We start from the raw sequence: 17,748 nt of genomic DNA, 5'->3' as shown, positions 1-17,748 counted from the left end.
ATTATTTTGTGAGTGATACGGCGATTTTCAAGGTGCTGGATGCCTCCTTAGAAGTTTTTAACAACCACCTGGTTAATGTTCGCACAACCCTGGAACAACTCGAATGAGAACGAGTTCCTACATCAATTCACAAATTAAGAGTCGGAAATTGATTGGATATGTGGACTAAAGCAAATACNGTGCTGGATGCCTCCTTAGAAGTTTTTAACAACCACCTGGTTAATGTTCGCACAACCCTGGAACAACTCGAATGAGAACGAGTTCCTACATCAATTCACAAATTAAGAGTCGGAAATTGATTGGATATGTGGACTAAAGCAAATACTGATACAGTTCAACATTTTCGCTTGAATCGCTTATGGAGTAACTGGCGTGGCGATTTGACGGGTGGACTCACGGCAGCAGTGGTGGCACTGCCTTTGGCACTGGCTTTTGCAGTGGCGAGTGGGGTGGAGCCAAAAGCCGGACTCTACACCGCGATTGTGGCGGGGATTGTGGCGGCAATCTTTGGGGGTTCACCCGTTCAGATCACAGGGCCTACCGGGGCAATGGCAGTCGTCCTAGTGGGAATTGTCGCCAAGTACGGCATCGAAAAGGTTTGGATTGCTGGGGTCATGGCCGGAATTATCCAGGTTGCTTTGGGGATTGCCAAACTCGGACGGCTGGTGAAGTTTATTCCCTATCCGGTGACGGCAGGGTTTACCAATGGTATCGCCGTGATTATTTTTTGCGGCCAGCTCAATAATTTCTTTGGCTTGCAACTGCCCCGTAGCGAACATTTTCTCCCTGGATTGTGGGACAGTGCAACCCATATAGAGGGTGCAAATTGGGTCTCGGTCGGGTTGGCGATGGTTGTGATTGTCACAAAACTGCTTTGGCCTCGGATTAATACTACTATACCGGGTTCTTTAGTGGGGTTAGTCCTAGCAACGGCTGTCGCGTCCTTTTTTCACCTCCACGTCCCCACTATCGGCTCGATTCCCCAATCGTTACCCATGGCGCAAGGCATTCCCCACTGGAATGATTTCACTCTGCTGCGAGAATTGATTAATCCCGCATTGGCACTGGCAGCACTGGGGAGTATTGAGTCGTTGCTGTCGGCAGTGGTAGCGGATGGCATGACCGTCAGCGAGAAACACAATAGTGACAGGGAACTGATCGGTCAAGGGTTGGCGAATATCGTCGTGCCGTTTTTTGGGGGAATTCCGGCGACGGGCGCGATCGCTCGTACTGCCGTTAATGTTCGTGCTGGAGGCAAAACCCGACTTTCTGGCGTGACTCATGGGGTTGCCTTAGCGATCATCGTCCTGGCTTTAGCTCCCCTAGCGGCACAAATTCCCCTAGCGGCATTGGCTGGCATTCTCATGGTCGTTAGCCTGCGGATGATTGAGTGGGAAGCGATCGGCTTGCTGATGCGTGCGACCTACTCCGACTTTGCTGTGATGATTCTTACCTGGCTAGTTACCATTTGTTTTGACTTAGTTCTCGCTGTAGAAGTTGGATTAATTGCAGCAGGTGCTTTGTTCATCAAGCGGATGAGTGATTTGAGCCTGGTCAAAATACCAGAAACCGAAGTCTTTCCTCCGGGCGTTCCCCTGGAGTTAAGCAAGCAAATAGCTGTTTATCGGGTAGATGGGCCTGTATTTTTTGGTGCTGCCGAACGGTTTGTGACCTTCCTGCGGGATGAACCCGAAGTCAAGTATCTGATTTTGCGGCTGCGATTTGTTCCCAATATGGATACCACTGGGTTAGTGGCGCTCGAAGATATTTACCACGACCTAAAACGCCACGATTGTCGCTTAATTCTTACAGGTTTGCAGCCCGAAGTTCAACAACTCCTAGAGCGATCAGGAATCTTGGCAAAAATTGGCTTGTCAAATTGTTTTGAAACGACAACTGAGGCAATTTATACCCTAACTCCTGAAATTGAAGAATCCTCTAAACCTGTAGCTATAAAGCCAGAACCCAGAGAGTTGGTTACTTTAAAAGAAGACTAAAATTAATTTGAAGTTATGGGGAAAACACATCCGCGATCAAACCGCCTAAACACAATCACCCCATAACATAATATCCATTCGGTGAAACATGAACCATCTGATCAACAGACCAAAGAGGAATCCCTGTCTTTGCTGTCATACTCCTACATTAGTTAATCGCCGTCATTTTTTGAAATCTCTCCTACCAGCAGCTATTGCGTTACCTTTCTGGCAATTAGCTTCACCTGCCTTGGCCGAAAAACATCAAGCGCAAGCCTTTGTTCTGAGTTGTATTGACTTTCGTTTTCTAGCATTGGAGTTTGACTTTTTAGCAATGCAAAAATTAGGGAATCAGTATGATTGGACAGCGTTAGCCGGAGCCTCTCTAGCTTTAGCTGGATTTCCCCACAATGCTGATACAGTTGCTTTTTGGGATCAATTAGATTTATCTTATCGACTCCATCACATCAAAAAAGTGATTATTCTCGACCATCAGGACTGTGGCGCCTATGCCAGTAAATTTGACCCGGAGTTAAGTTCAGATCCGCAACGAGAGAAGCAAGTTCATGTAGATTACTTNTTGGGATCAATTAGATTTATCTTATCGACTCCATCACATCAAAAAAGTGATTATTCTCGACCATCAGGACTGTGGCGCCTATGCCAGTAAATTTGACCCGGAGTTAAGTTCAGATCCGCAACGAGAGAAGCAAGTTCATGTAGATTACTTGAATCGGGCGTATTTGTCTATTCTTAACCGCTATCCAGACATTGATGTAGAGCTATATTTTGCCAAGCTCAACGGTGAAATTATACCGATTTTGTCCTCAAGTATGATCCATTCATCAGGGATCTCATCCAAGGGAAATATTAGTCCGACTGGCGAGAAACCTGATTAAGCGATCACCACACTGCATCACTGTTGGGGACATATATCACGTGATGCTACAACCTTTCAGTCACAGTCAGCAGCAAAGTTTGCAGGGTGAAGCTTTTAATATTCATCAACATCCTCGAGTCGTTGCGATCGCCAATATTTGAACCACAATAAACACAGATATAGCGCTTCGCGCTAGGCAAGAGGCAAGAGGCAAAAGGCAANGGCAAGAGGGGGAAAAAGTTCGGTATAGTCAGGCTTTTGGCTATTCTTCGTGCCGTAGATTTGTAAATATACCAGCGCGAACTGCTATACTTTTCATGTACTCATAGATGCTTGACAAATAACACACGATCTTCTCCAATACCATCATATTCTCGATGATAGAAGATACCATTGTCTTCTATTTCACTGGGTTCTGCTTCAAATCCCATTGATAAATGATAGGCAATTGAACTTTTATTAAAAGGAGAAGTTACACATTTTACTCGTGTACAACTGAATGTTTGAACCGTTTGAAAAAACTGCTCATATAATCCACGTCCTATTCCTTTTTTTCTGAACTCTGGATGAACTCCCACAAAATGAATATAAGCTTCTTCTGAATAAGTTTGAGACAAAAACCCGCTCAAAAATCCGACGATTTCCTGATCAATTTCTGCAATCAAACTCGTTTGACAAAAGTGAACAAAAAAGAGTTTCGGAAGCATCCCACTCATTGGTCGTCCTCCCCACCATTCATTCAGGACGCTAATAATCGGTTGGTAATCATTCGGTCGAATATTCCGAATATTAATGTCCTTTTCCATACCCAAACACTAAACGATCGACAATTCTCCCACCACTTCTAAGCGTCTATATTCATCAAGGGTTAGAAATTGTTCAGATAACGCTTCAGACTGAGTTGGCGTAATCCAGCCCATCTGCTTTAATAACTGAATCGCCACCGCATATTTAGCGCGTTTCGCCCCATCAATGACCTTAATCGCTAAACCCATCCCCTCGCCAATGCGACCAATACACTGAACCCCTTCAGCACCGGATTTACTCACCAGTTCACCTTGAGTCATCCGCATCAATTCCGTATCTAAATGCCCTTCTCCAGCCACCATTTCAGGGTGATGTGTCATCGAGCGGACAATCCGTTCCATATCCAGATTATCCCCAGATGCCAACTGAGCATACAAAGTCGCAATTTGACCCAATTCCAGATAATAAGTCGGTGCGCCGCAGTCATCTTTCGCTACTATGATTTCATCGGGTGGCATTTTTAGCATCTCAGCCACTTTACCGAGAATCAGTTGTTGTACCGGATGTTTAGGCTGTAAATAGGTTTCTAAAGGCCAATGGCGTTGACGACAGACTGCCAACATTCCCGCGTGTTTACCCGAACATCCATGTTGTAGAGGACTCCGTTTGTCTTTGGGAGTCGGACATTGAAGATAAACCGGATCAACATCACAATGCCAGAGAATATTAAAAGCTCGTCGGGCTTGTCCGATGGTCCCTTGATGAGAACTACAAATAATCGCCAGATCGACATCCGTTAAATCATAGCGTTCGAGTGTACCCGTGTTAGTCACGGCTAAAGCTTGGAACGGCTTGAGGGCTGAACGCACAAACGTTCCTGTCTCTGCACTTCCGGCTACCGATAGCACTCGCCCGCGAGTATCGCAAACTGTGGCTTGAATGCGATGGATAGACTCACAGATTCCTTCCCGTAAGAGTCTAACTTCTAGTTCCGCCGACTGTGTTCGTTTNACGTTCCTGTCTCTGCACTTCCGGCTACCGATAGCACTCGCCCGCGAGTATCGCAAACTGTGGCTTGAATGCGATGGATAGACTCACAGATTCCTTCCCGTAAGAGTCTAACTTCTAGTTCCGCCGACTGTGTTCGTTTTGCCCTTGTCATGACAGTGTGAGTTTTGAATGAAGTATTAGTATACATTGCCGGGATCAGACGACTCGCTCAGGGGTTTAATTGTTGGCCACAGATAGTTTATGGCTGATTTGACTGCAATTACAAACACAACCAAATTAATCCATCTACCGCGACGAACAAGGCTAAACCATAAAAAGTACGTCGTAGTCGTTTGAGTAGAGGTTGCACTTGATAGGATAAAATCAGCAGATCTTGAGCCTGAAATTCAGGAGTTTTCTGCCAAGTTTGTCCATCATACCAGCCTGACTCTTCATAACAAATACTTGTACTCGTAAGCCGCGATCGCACGTAAGACCAACCTAAATATAATCGAGTCACCACCAAGGTTAACATCAAAGTCGCTCCGGCTCCCCCACTGACTAGAAACTGCACCATTGCCTTTTGAGGGGGGAAACTCGCGGCGGCCACTGGCCCGAATATTAACCAACTCCAGCCCCAGACCCAAGCCAATTTTCTCAGATATTGATGCCATTCAAGAGTGACCCAGCTAAAAAACCAAGACTCTTGCAATTCTTGATATTCATTGACAGGGCGCTGTTCTGGGGGAACTGGGCAAACTGAAATAGACACATCTCTCATAACTACTTTTTTTTGAATTGGGGAGTCACAGATCACTTCATCGTAGAACGACGGAGCCGACTGTAACCGTTGATCAAAATTGGAAGTTTTTCATACTCCTTCTCAGTTTGCCTAATCGTTAAATTTACAGGAGCGTCAACACATCGATCCGTTCAGCATGACCCCAGAAGGCTTCTAAACTGTAGAACTCTCGCTCTTCGGGGAGCATGATATGGACAATAACATCTCCATAATCAATCAAGATCCATGTTCCTTCTCGTTGTCCTTCAATACTGAGAGGAACTCGTTGAGTGTCCTGTTCAACCTGCTTGGCGATCGCTTGATAAATTGCTCGAACTTGAACAGTAGAAAAGCCGGTGACGATCACGAAGTAGTCTGCAAGGTAGGAAATTTCTGAAACCTTCAGCACGGTAATCTCTTCGGCTTTCCGGTCTTCGGCTGCTAGAGCGACCAGTCGGACTGTTTCTAGAGTCCGTTCGTCGTCTATCTCTAGATCAGGGGCAGTCGTTTGCCGAGTATAGTATTCTGCTTTGGCGTGATTTAGCATTAAGTTCTTTCAGCTTTTGTGCAACTAGATAGCCTCCCAGACAGAATCTGAGTGTTTGTTTAGATATTGTAGCAGTCGATTTTAGAGTTCGGGGTGAGGGTTGATCTGAAACTTAATGTTTGATGCCATTAAACCTGCAATTTGAGCGATCGCCACATTAAGCTGATGCTGAATCGCTAAATCAATTGCCATTTGTTCAACCCTGAGAATATGTTCGATCCGAGAGCGTGGCACCTGATCAGACAACCAGTTTAACACTTGTTCTCGCAAGTGAAGATCGAGCAAGGGATAAGTCATCGGCTGAGATTCTGTTGAGGTCATAATAATCGTTAAATTTTAGCAATTCTGGCTTCTCAATTTTGGTTTAAATTGTTACTTTTGGACTCATTGTATCGTTGTAGTTTTCCCGCAGAAATAACCTGAGAGAATAAGGCTTCATACTGTTTCAAAGCTTGCTCAAAAGNGTTCTCGCAAGTGAAGATCGAGCAAGGGATAAGTCATCGGCTGAGATTCTGTTGAGGTCATAATAATCGTTAAATTTTAGCAATTCTGGCTTCTCAATTTTGGTTTAAATTGTTACTTTTGGACTCATTGTATCGTTGTAGTTTTCCCGCAGAAATAACCTGAGAGAATAAGGCTTCATACTGTTTCAAAGCTTGCTCAAAAGAGAAGAATTCCTCGGCATATTGACGACCTTGTTGACCTAAGAATTTAACTCTCTCGGGGTCGTGATACAGTTCTAATAAACTCGCTGCTAGTGCCTCTGCATCTTCAGGAGGAACCACTAGACCCGCCCCACTATTTTTAACCGCTTCTTTCGCCGTTCCGCTATCAGGAACTGAAGCAACAATCGCACATCCACTCGCCAATATAACAGGTATTTTTGAAGGCAGATTAAAAACCGTTACTTGACTTTTTTGAACCACTAATCCCACATCAGCAGCCGATAGCATCTCCGGCAATTTTTCCCGAGGTTCAAACGGCAGCAACCGAACATTATGAGCATTATAAGTCTCACAATAATCCTGTAAATGAACCAAAGCACTGGCTTCACCGACAATTACAAAGACAATTTCAGGAATATATTGTAACTGTGCCGCCGCTTGAATTACTGTTTCTAAACCTTGAGTTAGGGCAATATTACCCGAATACAACACAACAAATTTATCTTGAAGCTGGTGAGCTTGTCGGAACGGGTTATTTTCTTTCGGTAAAGGTCGAATAAAATTCGTATCAACCCAATNCGCCGCTTGAATTACTGTTTCTAAACCTTGAGTTAGGGCAATATTACCCGAATACAACACAACAAATTTATCTTGAAGCTGGTGAGCTTGTCGGAACGGGTTATTTTCTTTCGGTAAAGGTCGAATAAAATTCGTATCAACCCAATTGGGAATATAGGTAATTTTCTGAGGGTGAACCCCTTGTCGTTCTAACGAATCAATAAATCCGGTAGCAATGACACTCAGTTGGTCTGCTCGCCAATAGGCAAATTTTTCTAACTTTTCAGCAATTCCAACCAGAGGCCCACCTTTTTTGAGCAGATTAACCCGCACAGCCGCTTCTGAGACGATATCTTGAATATTTAACACAAAAGGACAGCGATTAACCCAAGCATAAAGAGCCACAGGAACACAAACCAATAAAGGAGGTTCAGTGGCAAAAATTACATCCGGTCGCCAACCATTAATCGCTTGAAATAAACTGGTAAAAATAAAACTCCCATCCAGTAAAATGCGATCAAGCACACCCGGTTCTGGGCCTCGCACAAAAATATAACTGCGTTGAATTGTCACCCCATTTTTCTGTTCCGTAACATAAGATTTTCCCCGATATTCATCATAAATGCGACGTTGGGGGTAGTTGGGCATTCCGGTCACAACCCGAACTTCGTGACCTTTTGCAACTAAACCCTCAGCTAACTCAGTCATTAAAGGGGCAATGCCAATCGGCTCCGGATGGTAGTTATAGGAGTAGATCAAAATACGCATGGTCTTCTTCAATTCTTCAAGGTAGATCATCGAAGTCTAGTTTAATCAAAACTAGCTTTTTCAAGATTATCCTCAAACCTTTATTTTGACTCAGATTGCTCAACCTCGTTGAGACGAACATCCGAGCATTAGTGAGTCAAAGATCAGTTTCTTTTGGGTTTAAGGGTTAAAATCATTTCTACTCTAGCCGTTTCTTGATCCAGACGAGTTGCACTGATACCCAACCCCTGAACTGAATTTAACACGGCGATTGCATTGGGTTGAACGGCTATAGCGGGGGCGGCGATCAGATAACCTGTCGCCCAAGTGACTAGCTTTTCGATATCAAGATAGACATAACTATGGTTGGGCTGGGGTAAGGATTGAGTCACAGTCTGAAAGCGAGGATTAGTCGGAAGGGGTTTTTGAGGTTCGCTGGCGATCGCTTCAACAACAGGCCCTCCAAAGGCAATAAACACCAAATTGGATCGCAGCCAACCATGTCCAAACAAAGTCCCTTGTCGAGGATCTTTCCATTCCGTGACTTGGATTTCCCCGATCGCTCGTTGTTCAACATTCACCGGAGGATTGCTTCGAGCGACAACGGTATCGAGTTGAGTCAGCATTTTCTCGGCGGCGGGGCGATCGCTGGTTTCGAGTAACAAAACGCCACCCAACCCCAAAGCGGCTAGCACCCCTTCTTCTGAAGCGATCAAACCCAAAGCAAATTCACCATCCATCCAGCCAAAAACATCTTGATCTGCATCTAAATTAATGGCATTGAGTCCCCGTCTGATTTGTATAACCCATCGATTGAGATCCCTATTTTCCTCGGCTAAGGTAACAATTTCTGACCAAACTTGCTGAATACCTTGAGTTTGAATCAATCCGATGGTATCAGCCGGAAATCGAGTCACCAGGGAGTCAAGCTGAGGTTGATCAGAGGGCTGAAGGGCGCGATCATTGAGTTGAGTTGTAGCTTTCAGACGAATTCCGTCTTGATCAACCCCAATACCGAGAACAACAGACTCAATGGGCTTGAGTTGGGATAAAACCTGCATCGATAGCGGGGAAGAACTAGAAAAATCCCGGGTGATCTGCTCAATTAACGTGGAATATTCTGCAATATAAAGGGTAGCAATCGGATAAGGAACATCAACACTGTTTAAAAACGTCTGCTCTGTTCCGGTTAAACTAGCAAGGGCTGGCTCACCTTTTGTAGTCTCTATGGCTCGTTCGATCGCTGTAGGGTCAGCCGCAACCACCAGATGAGAGTTGAGTAAAGCAACATTGTAACGCTTACCTCCTGGCTCGGTATATTCAATAATCTCGACGCCTCTATACTCTCGTTGTTGACGTTTAATGTTGGTGGTGGCGTTAAACTTGCGGGAAAAATGCCAAGCTTTAATCGGGTTCTTGATACCCACAACCATCAGAAGATTAAAATCTTCTATTTCCTGTCCCTCTTGGGCGGGTAGAAGGGCAACCATGACTCCCCCCATCCAAGGCTGGAGATCTCGCTCAAAATTGAGGCTTGTCCCTGCTAGACTTTGTTGTTTGAAGGTGGTTAAACTTTGAGTGATCCAGGTTCGGGTTTCTGGTGTGCCGAACTGTTTCAGGTGAGCGATCGCCTCGGGGGTCGGTGAGATAAAGGTTGCCATCATTGCTTCATCGGGGACGAGTTTGGCACTTTCGGCTAAACTATAAGCTCGAACTCCCATGCTTTTGAGATAAAGCAGACTCGTCAAAGCACCTATAGAGACGATAGCAGCCGCTCCAGCTAATAAGTTAAGTTTCTTAAGTGGCATTTTTTCGAGTTCACCGAGTTCAGAAGTCAGGTGTTGGAGAATGGGGAATGGTGTGTTAAACCCTAACCCCTAAAAAAACGGGTCACTATCACTGAGGGCGGGTTTATATCAGTTTTTTGTGGCAAGACATACATCTGTTGCTGAACCCGCCTCACTCTCTTGCAAACTTCGGATCACGACTATTGCGCCCCCGTCGCAAGGTTAGCGCTGTTCACTGGTCACTGATCAGGGTATAACGCTCTTGAGAGCCAATGTTTTAATTGTGTCTGAGTTGGGAGGAATTGACAACAGAGGATAGAGTCGTCTTGCGGCTCGGTATAATCAAAAACGAGTTTGGAGTTGATCACCGATCAAGTCTGAACCCGCTCACTCAGCAGTTAAAATTTGATGAAAGTAGCAATTACTGGAGCAACAGGATTTGTAGGAACTCGCCTCGTCGAGCGACTGCATCAAGAGGGACATCAGGTGCTAGTGCTGACCCGCAACCCGGAACGCGGAAGGCGGATTTTTCCGGCTTCTGCCTATCCCCGCTTAGAAGTTGTCGGTTATACTCCCACAGAATCAGGATCTTGGCAACAGGCGATCGCAAATTGTCAGGGTGTGGTTAATTTAGCGGGCGCTTCGATCGCCGAGGGGCGCTGGACTGCCCAACGCAAACAGGAAATTATCAATAGTCGCGCCCAAGGTACCGAAAAACTCGTCGAAGCGATTTTACAAGCCGATTCTAAACCCTCTGTTTTGGTGAATGCTTCCGCGATTGGCTATTACGGAACCAGCGAAACAGCAAAGTTTGATGAAATGAGTCCGCCAGGAGATGATTTTCTCGCGCAGGTGTGTAAAGCTTGGGAATCAGCCGCCCAAAAGGTCACAGAAGCCGGAACTCGGCTGGTGATTGTCCGTACCGGGATTGTTTTGGGGATGGGCGGCGCATTGGCTAAAATGCTAACCCCGTTTAAACTGTTTGCTGGAGGCCCAATCGGATCGGGGAAACAGTGGTTTTCTTGGATTCATCGGGATGATTTAGTGAATTTGATCATTTTTGCTCTGACTCACTCTGAAGTTGAAGGTGTGGTTAATGGTACCGCTCCTAACCCGGTTCGCATGGAACAACTCTGTCACAGTTTGGGAGAGGTTCTACACCGCCCCTCTTGGCTCCCTGTACCGGATTTTGCCTTAGAAGCGCTGTTAGGGGATTCGGCGCAGTTGGTTCTTGAAGGTCAACAAGTTATCCCCAAGCGAACGCTCTCTTACCATTTTGACTATCAATATCCCACCGTTAAACCTGCCCTAGAAGATATTGTTAAATAATTATGACTTCCTCTGACTCCCTCGACTCCTGGGATCTCAACCGCGCTCGTAGCAGTTTACGACAGGCGATGATTCGCTATTCTCACAAACGACGCCAACGACAAAACCCCCCTCAATTGCAAGCGACTCTGAAAACTCAGTTGGATGTTTTGGCTGGGAGTTTAGAGAAACTGGATGGCGGTTTAGTGCGAATTGCGGTTTTTGGCTTGGTGAGTCGGGGAAAGTCTGCGGTTTTGAATGCGCTTTTGGGGGAGACTGTTCTACAAACAGGCCCACTGAACGGGGTGACGCAATGGCCGCGATCAGTCCGGTGGACGGTTCCTTCTCGCTATGATGATCAACGAGACAGCATTGCGGTGGAATTAATTGATACGCCAGGACTCGATGAGGTGGGGGGTCAGGTTCGGGGTGAAATGGCGCGTGAGGTGACTCGTCAGGCGGACTTGATTTTGTTTGTGGTATCGGGTGATCTGACTCGCACGGAGTATGAAGCGCTCTGTGAGTTGCGAAAGGCTCAAAAACCTCTGATTGTTGTTTTTAATAAGATTGACCTGTACACGGACGCAGAACAGCAGGCTATTTACCAGAATTTACAACGGTTGACGACTACTGATGCGCTGAATCTGGAGTTTTCGGATTGGGAATTGAACTCNTGTGGTATCGGGTGATCTGACTCGCACGGAGTATGAAGCGCTCTGTGAGTTGCGAAAGGCTCAAAAACCTCTGATTGTTGTTTTTAATAAGATTGACCTGTACACGGACGCAGAACAGCAGGCTATTTACCAGAATTTACAACGGTTGACGACTACTGATGCGCTGAATCTGGAGTTTTCGGATTGGGAATTGAACTCCCAGGGAGAATTTCAACCTGCTGATAGTTCTCTAGTGGAGGTGGTGCGAGTGGCGGCGGTTCCTGCTGCGGTTCAAGTTCGGGTGGAATGGCCTGATGGTCGGGTGACTGAGGAATGGGAGACTCCTCCCCCTCAAATTGATGAGTTGAAACAAACGATTATTAATATTCTCTATCAAGAAGGGCGATCGCTTTTGGCGTTAAATGCCTTGGTTCAGGCGCGAGAGGCGGAAAAACAGATTGCTCATCAAACAATTCAACTTCAACAAACGGAAGCGGAAGCGTTAATTTGGCAGTTTACGAAGTATAAAGCGATCGCGATCGCGATTAATCCGATTGCAGTTATTGATGTGTTGGCGACGGCGATCAGTGATCTGATTTTAATTCGGTCTTTGGCTCGTTTATATGGTTTACCCATTACCAATTATCAAGCCAGTAAGCTATTACAAAAAATTCTATTAAGTGCGGGGGGAATGATTCTGGCGGAATGGGGAAGCGGTGCAATATTAGGATTCGGTAAAAGTGCGGCGGGATTAGCGACGGATATTTCGACTTATGCGGGTGTTGCTTTCACTCAAGCTTCAATTTCCGCCTATGGAACTTATACGGTGGGTCGAGCGGCTCAGGTTTATCTCGAACAAGGCTGTACTTGGGGAGAATCGGGTATTGATACGGTGATTCAAGAGATTATTAACCAAGTTGACCGCGATACAATTGTTTACCGATTGCGACAAGAGTTAACAAAAAATTAAACTTATTTATATTTTGACAATAAAGATGGGCAATTGTTCATCGTTAAAGCTGTGTTAAATAATCTTAGAAAGAGTGGGAAATTCACCCGGATTTGGTATGATAGATTTGCGATCAGATTTGGGAATTGTGGGAAAACCCCCATCCCCAGTTAGGGAGATACTGGCTCTAGTCTTGAGGAGACTTTGATGGTTCCTGCCCTGAACAGCAAAGGATGGATAATTCTACTGCACAAATAGAGATGATGTTCCATTGTTGATCACTGAATTCGAGACAGATATCAACAGATTTTCACGATTTCAACTCTCTATGAGCTTCACAAGATTACCGGAAACAATCTCAAGTCTAAATATTAGAGATCGGAGTCAATGTTCAGTACAGAGATGACCTGAAATCTTTTCTATTTTTTCTTGAAAACAATGCTTTAGTTATTGATTTGACAGTTGAACTCGACTAGAGCTTGCTAGAGTTTATCTAAACTCCAATTCTGATCTATTGATTCTCTTGGTTCGTTAATTTCATCAGGGTTGCATTTTCAACGAGTAGATCTATTATCTGTTTTCTCAATTGTTATTTGCGGAACGAGAAAAGTAAATTTCTCATTTTGAGATCAACTTTATTGGAATTGTATGAATTTTCAACCAGAGTGACAAAACCATGCTAAAAAATGTGCCGAACCCTGAAAAGAAAAATGATCCTAAAGTTGACAACACTCAATTTAACGATCAACGCGCTCCCAGTATTTTAGTTCATCTTGACAAAGGATCAGCCGTTGCCTTCGTCCGAAATCTGATTCTTCTACTCTTTGATGCCACTTTTATTTCACTGGGATGGTTGACTGCTAAATGGGTTGTTATTAGTAACAAACATTTTCAGAGTGTAGAATCTTTTGATCTGATTGGTTCCTCTCCTGAAAAACCGGGTTATCTGCTGCTCATTTTAGCGATGACAATTAGTATTATCGCCTCAGCAGGGCTTTATAGTCGCCGTGATACTCGTCGTCGCTTTTTGCGTTTAGTCAGTTGTTTGACTTTAGCGCAAATTATTTTCATTGTACTAGCTTTTCTTTATAAACCGGGTATATTTCTTTCTCGATCTCTTTTCTTACTGGCTTGGTTTTTTAGCGTTGTTTTTGTGTTATTCGGTCGGTTTGTGCTTGAGTTAGCAGTAATAAAAGTTCGCAGCAAAGGAATACTCACCCGGAAGATTTTTCTCATCGGAACACCCAGAGATACTTTGGCGGCAAAAATTGCACTCAAACTGATTAGTAATCGAGAATTTAAAATCACAGGTCAAATTGATTTATCCACGATTGAAGCACAAAAGAAATGGCCGTCTATTCTTCAAGAGATTCAACACCAACAAGTTGGTGAAGTCTTTGTTTGTTCTTGGCAGTCTATCCCCAATTCTATGTCCTTTTACTGGAGTTTAAAAACCGCCGGAATTAACTTACGAGTGTTACCTGTGGGCTTAGAACTTCCCTATCAATCCCCTCAAATTGAAATGATTGGTCGAATGCCAACCATTCAGTTTACAACACCCGCCATTGTCGGTACAGACTTCTGGGTGAAACGGGGATTTGATTTAACGGTTGCGGTATTAATTGTGATTTTTGCTAGTCCGATTTTGTTGTTAATTGCAGCTTTGATTAAACTGGACTCACCGGGGCAGATTTTCTACAAACAAACTCGTTTAGGTTTGCGAGGGCGTCATTTTAAGGTGTGGAAATTTAGAACAATGGTGATTAACGCTGAACAATTGATGAAAGAATTGGAAGCGAAAAATGAAATTAAAGGCGGTGTTCTCTTTAAAATGAAAGATGACCCTCGTATTACAAAAGTCGGTAAGGTTTTGCGTCAATATAGTTTAGATGAACTCCCCCAACTGATTAATGTTTTGATTGGTCAAATGAGTTTAGTAGGGCCGCGTCCATTGCCTCTGCGAGATGTAGAAGGATTTGCACCTCATCACTTTGCTCGACAAAATGTTTTACCCGGAATTACAGGGTTGTGGCAAGTTTCTGGACGTTCAGATATTATTGATTTTGAGAATGCTTTTCGGCTTGATGTGATGTATATTAATAACTGGTCGCTGTTGCTAGATTTTCAGATTTTGTGGAAAACAGTTCAAGTGGTATTAAAACGCAAAGGGGCTTATTAATTACATCTAAAGTTAATTACTTTGACCACTTTTCAACCGGAAGTACCCGAATAAATTGCAGAAATAATAGAATTAAATAAAGCGGGTTCAGGAAAACATATCGTTTCCAAAGCCGTTTGGGTTCTTGCCACAGTCGAAACGCCCATTCTAAGCCCCCTCGTTGCATCCAAGCGGGGGCTTGAGGAATATTTCCTGCATGAAAATCAAACGCCGCCCCTACACAAAGAATCGGACAATTTAACAAATCTCGATGTTCAAATGCCCAAGTTTCTTGACGAGGACAACCTAAACCCACAAAGACAATTCGGGCTTCAGAAGTTTGAATTTGTTGGATAAAAGCAGCATCTTCTTCGATAGTTAAAGGGCGATAGGGAGGAGAAATAGAACCGCAAATTTTCAGATGGGGAAATTTGTGGATGAGATTAGATTCTAATTTTTCTAAAACTTTGGGAGTCGAACCATATAAAAAAATACCTGTATCTTGTTGGGCGGCTTTTTCACAGATATATAATGTTAAATTAGGCCCATAAACTCGGTCTTTGAGATTTGTTTTGTAGAGTAAATTTAAAGCCCATCTCACAGGTTGACCATCGGGGCAAACTAAATCAAAACGATTCAGACGATAACGATAAGCTTTATCTAAAACTGCCGTCATAATACCATGAACGGGTTGAGCGGCGACAATCAGAGATTGCTGATTTTTAGCCGCATTCATAACGTGATTGACAGCACTTTCATAGTCAATCGCATTGACTTTTACCCCTAAAAGGTTATATTTCCCTAAATCAATCATCAGAATTCCCCGACGAAGATAACCTGGAATTAGGCTACTTTTATTATACTGTTATTTTAGTCAAATTCAACTCTTTTTGAAAGTGAGAATTTGCCTCAGCTAAATGCTTTTTCAGTGTGGCTTCTGGAAGTGGCCCTTGTAGATGATGCCAAGGGAGAATATCATCAAGATGCCAATTCTCAAAAACATAGTAGTCAAGTTCGGGTAATTGTCCGCGTAACTGTTTAAACGCTCGTCGATAACTGCCCAAAGAATCACCATAGTCTCTCACTAATTCTAGCAGATGAGAGACACGGCGATCGCCTCGAGAAATCACGGCTTGAATGACTGACCATTTATAACTTTCTGGACGAAAATCAATCCCGTCTTTTCTGAGATGTTTTTCTAACAATTTGAGTCTTTTTTCGGCTTCTGAGTTCACCCCAAACCATTGAAAGGGCGTGTGAGATTTCGGAACAAAGGTACTACAACCCAGGGTTAATTTTAAACCCGGAGCGGCTTTTTTGAGTTGTTTCATTAAAGCCAGCGTTGCTTCTAAATCTTCGGCTTCTTCTCCGGGAATTCCCACCATTCCATAGAGTTTTAAGGCTTTTAATCCTCCTTCTTTAGCATTAATAGCGGCTTGAATGATTTCTTCATTCTCTAATTTCTTGTTAATGATTTTACGAACCTTATCACTTCCGCTTTCTATGGCAATGGTTAAACTTTTGGTGTCTCGCTTGGCTAAAGTTTCTGCGAGTTTAACGGTAACAGTATTCGTTCTAACTGAAGCAATACTTAACCTAACATCTTCATATTGAGGTTGACTGAGATAGTCTAATAACTCTGAAAATTCTGGGTGTTGAGTCACAGAAGCCCCCAATAAACCAATGCGGTTCGTAATGCTTAAACCCTGTTCAATAGCGGGAATGAGTGAAGCTTCTAAACTCGCGGTTCTAAACGGTAATGTTAGATAACTGGCTAAACAAAAGCGGCACATTTCAGGACAACTGCGAACCACTTCCACCATGAAAATATTTTCCCAGGCGGCTTTTTCGGTAACAACTGTAGAAGCAGATAAAGTATTTCCGCGATAGGTTTGTTTGTGAACTTTTGCCGGAATTTCTGCTATGATTGGTTCAATAGATGTGATTTTTCCGTCTGGACTGTCGTAAGTGACTTGATACAAACTGGGAACATAAACGCCGGGAACTTGAGCAAGATGTTTTAATTTTGTTTGACGGTTCGCTGTTCTCACCTGTTGATAGGCGGTGATAAAATTGGGTAATAATTCTTCTCCATCTCCCAATAAAATAAGATCAAAAAAGTCAGCAAAGGGTTCAGGATTTGCCGTTAAAACTGGCCCCCCTCCAAACACTAAGGGATGAGAATCTTCTCGGTTTATTGAACGAATCGGAATATTGAGAAATTCTAATCGTTCTAAAATATTGATATAATCGAGTTCCCAAGATACAGAAAAGCCGAGTAATTCCGGTTGGGTGGGTAGAGGTTCAGAAATATCAGTAAATAGCCGACTAACTTGTACATCGGAACGCAACGCCAAAGTCGCCCAAACAATTTGATACCCTAAACTGGTAATTCCGACAGTATACTGGTTTGGAAAGGCAAAAATAATCGGAATGGCATTAATATCTGGTGTCGCCGGAGTAAACAGAAGACGTTCAGAGTCGAAAACAGAAGTATTCACAGGTTAAGTTAAAATTAGATCGAGTTTAGATGAATCAGGGAAAATTAACAGAGGTTATCAAGGATAGACTGTCGTGATTAAAATGTTAGGATTAACGATATTTTAGTTTGAAAAATAGAATCATTGATGCTAAACTAAAAGTCACAATATTGGTGGCAACAATTGGAATATTCCCAATCAGAAGTCCATAGACTATCCACAAAAATACACCCGAACAAAAAAGCACGAACATTTGCAGGGAAACATCACGAGTCGATTTGGTTTTCCAGGTTTTAATCACTTGCGGTAAAAAAGAAATTGTCGTTAAACTACCCGCCAGCAGTCCAATTGCGGTAATTAAATCCATCGCAGTATTACCCTGAATTTAGCCTTTCTTATTTTAGGGCGTGTCAGCAAACTTATACACTGAGTAAAAATACTCAGGTCTCTCAATGGCAATGTTCGCTAAAAAACAGGAAGTGGGGGGAGTGGGGCGAGTGTGGCGAGTGTAGGAATTGATGG

14 protein-coding genes and 3 pseudogenes are annotated in these 17,748 nt (G+C 43.7%); 5 read left to right on the top strand and 12 right to left on the bottom strand.

Annotated features, from left to right (window positions below; translation table 11 throughout):
* The first annotated feature begins 305 nt into the window (after positions 1–305).
* Positions 306–1,997: a SulP family inorganic anion transporter gene (locus WN50_RS13175; protein ID WP_046277332.1), complete on the top strand. Its 1,692-nt coding sequence runs from the start codon at positions 306–308 to the stop codon at positions 1,995–1,997.
* A gap of 1,182 nt (positions 1,998–3,179) precedes the next feature.
* Here WN50_RS13175 and WN50_RS13165 read toward each other — a convergent pair.
* From WN50_RS13165 to WN50_RS13135, 9 genes and pseudogenes are all read right to left on the bottom strand, one after another.
* Complete coding sequence (locus tag WN50_RS13165) at positions 3,180–3,662, bottom strand: GNAT family N-acetyltransferase (RefSeq protein ID WP_200906274.1); 483 nt, start codon at positions 3,660–3,662, stop codon at positions 3,180–3,182.
* Between the two features lie 9 nt (positions 3,663–3,671).
* A pseudogene (locus WN50_RS13160) lies at positions 3,672–4,613 on the bottom strand (asparaginase); the annotation flags it as partial.
* 1 nt (position 4,614) lies between these two features.
* Positions 4,615–4,765 (bottom strand): asparaginase (locus WN50_RS36205; RefSeq protein WP_342586754.1); only part of this gene is annotated, 151 nt, incomplete at its 3' end.
* Between the two features lie 108 nt (positions 4,766–4,873).
* On the bottom strand, positions 4,874–5,374 hold the full coding sequence (locus WN50_RS13155) for a CGLD27 family protein (protein WP_046277330.1): 501 nt from the start codon (positions 5,372–5,374) through the stop codon (positions 4,874–4,876).
* Between the two features lie 124 nt (positions 5,375–5,498).
* Positions 5,499–5,921: a ribosome silencing factor gene (gene rsfS / locus WN50_RS13150; protein ID WP_046277329.1), complete on the bottom strand. Its 423-nt coding sequence runs from the start codon at positions 5,919–5,921 to the stop codon at positions 5,499–5,501.
* 81 nt (positions 5,922–6,002) lie between these two features.
* Complete coding sequence (locus WN50_RS13145) at positions 6,003–6,242, bottom strand: hypothetical protein (protein WP_046277328.1); 240 nt, start codon at positions 6,240–6,242, stop codon at positions 6,003–6,005.
* A gap of 236 nt (positions 6,243–6,478) precedes the next feature.
* Positions 6,479–7,164, bottom strand: a pseudogene (locus WN50_RS36200) (glycosyltransferase family 4 protein); the annotation flags it as partial.
* Position 7,165: 1 nt separating this feature from the next.
* A partial coding sequence (locus tag WN50_RS36195; RefSeq protein WP_235440948.1) for a glycosyltransferase occupies positions 7,166–7,912 on the bottom strand: 747 nt, incomplete at its 3' end.
* A 143-nt stretch (positions 7,913–8,055) separates the two neighbouring features.
* A complete protein-coding gene (locus tag WN50_RS13135) occupies positions 8,056–9,699 on the bottom strand; it encodes a DUF3352 domain-containing protein (RefSeq protein WP_046277326.1) in 1,644 nt (547 codons plus the stop codon).
* Between the two features lie 387 nt (positions 9,700–10,086).
* Between WN50_RS13135 and thyD the strand changes: the two genes are divergently transcribed.
* From thyD to WN50_RS13115, 4 genes and pseudogenes are all read left to right on the top strand, one after another.
* The gene (gene thyD / locus WN50_RS13130) at positions 10,087–11,007 is read left to right on the top strand and encodes a thylakoid membrane protein ThyD (RefSeq protein WP_046277325.1); all 921 of its coding nucleotides are present in this window, start codon (positions 10,087–10,089) and stop codon (positions 11,005–11,007) included.
* Positions 11,008–11,009: 2 nt separating this feature from the next.
* Positions 11,010–11,659, top strand: a pseudogene (locus WN50_RS13125) (GTPase); the annotation flags it as partial.
* 1 nt (position 11,660) lies between these two features.
* On the top strand, positions 11,661–12,609 hold a 949-nt coding region (locus tag WN50_RS13120), incomplete at its 5' end, for a DUF697 domain-containing protein (protein WP_049559400.1).
* 655 nt (positions 12,610–13,264) lie between these two features.
* Complete coding sequence (locus WN50_RS13115; RefSeq protein WP_046277323.1) at positions 13,265–14,767, top strand: sugar transferase; 1,503 nt, start codon at positions 13,265–13,267, stop codon at positions 14,765–14,767.
* A 16-nt stretch (positions 14,768–14,783) separates the two neighbouring features.
* On the opposite strand, the gene WN50_RS13110 is transcribed toward WN50_RS13115, so the two are convergent.
* The 3 genes from WN50_RS13110 to WN50_RS13100 form a co-directional block, all read right to left on the bottom strand.
* Positions 14,784–15,560 (bottom strand): WecB/TagA/CpsF family glycosyltransferase, encoded by a 777-nt coding sequence (locus tag WN50_RS13110; RefSeq protein ID WP_046277322.1) that lies wholly within the window; start codon positions 15,558–15,560, stop codon positions 14,784–14,786.
* 43 nt (positions 15,561–15,603) lie between these two features.
* Entirely contained in the window at positions 15,604–17,247 is a 1,644-nt protein-coding gene (locus tag WN50_RS13105; RefSeq protein WP_046277321.1) for a B12-binding domain-containing radical SAM protein, read from the bottom strand.
* Between the two features lie 91 nt (positions 17,248–17,338).
* A complete protein-coding gene (locus WN50_RS13100) occupies positions 17,339–17,593 on the bottom strand; it encodes a SemiSWEET transporter (protein ID WP_046277320.1) in 255 nt (84 codons plus the stop codon).
* Positions 17,594–17,748 lie beyond the last annotated feature (155 nt).

It is taken from the genome of Limnoraphis robusta CS-951, from assembly GCF_000972705.2.
This window is presented reverse-complemented; position numbering and strand designations above follow the sequence as displayed.

Coding starts and splice junctions, on each gene's coding strand:
- WN50_RS13135 (WP_046277326.1), bottom strand. CDS start 9,699: ATGCCACTTAAGAAACTTAACTTATTAGCTGGAGCGGCTGCTATCGTC.
- rsfS (WP_046277329.1), bottom strand. CDS start 5,921: ATGCTAAATCACGCCAAAGCAGAATACTATACTCGGCAAACGACTGCC.
- WN50_RS13155 (WP_046277330.1), bottom strand. CDS start 5,374: ATGAGAGATGTGTCTATTTCAGTTTGCCCAGTTCCCCCAGAACAGCGC.
- thyD (WP_046277325.1), top strand. CDS start 10,087: ATGAAAGTAGCAATTACTGGAGCAACAGGATTTGTAGGAACTCGCCTC.
- WN50_RS13115 (WP_046277323.1), top strand. CDS start 13,265: ATGCTAAAAAATGTGCCGAACCCTGAAAAGAAAAATGATCCTAAAGTT.
- WN50_RS13175 (WP_046277332.1), top strand. CDS start 306: ATGTGGACTAAAGCAAATACTGATACAGTTCAACATTTTCGCTTGAAT.
- WN50_RS13100 (WP_046277320.1), bottom strand. CDS start 17,593: ATGGATTTAATTACCGCAATTGGACTGCTGGCGGGTAGTTTAACGACA.
- WN50_RS13110 (WP_046277322.1), bottom strand. CDS start 15,560: ATGATTGATTTAGGGAAATATAACCTTTTAGGGGTAAAAGTCAATGCG.
- WN50_RS13145 (WP_046277328.1), bottom strand. CDS start 6,242: ATGACCTCAACAGAATCTCAGCCGATGACTTATCCCTTGCTCGATCTT.
- WN50_RS13165 (WP_200906274.1), bottom strand. CDS start 3,662: ATGGAAAAGGACATTAATATTCGGAATATTCGACCGAATGATTACCAA.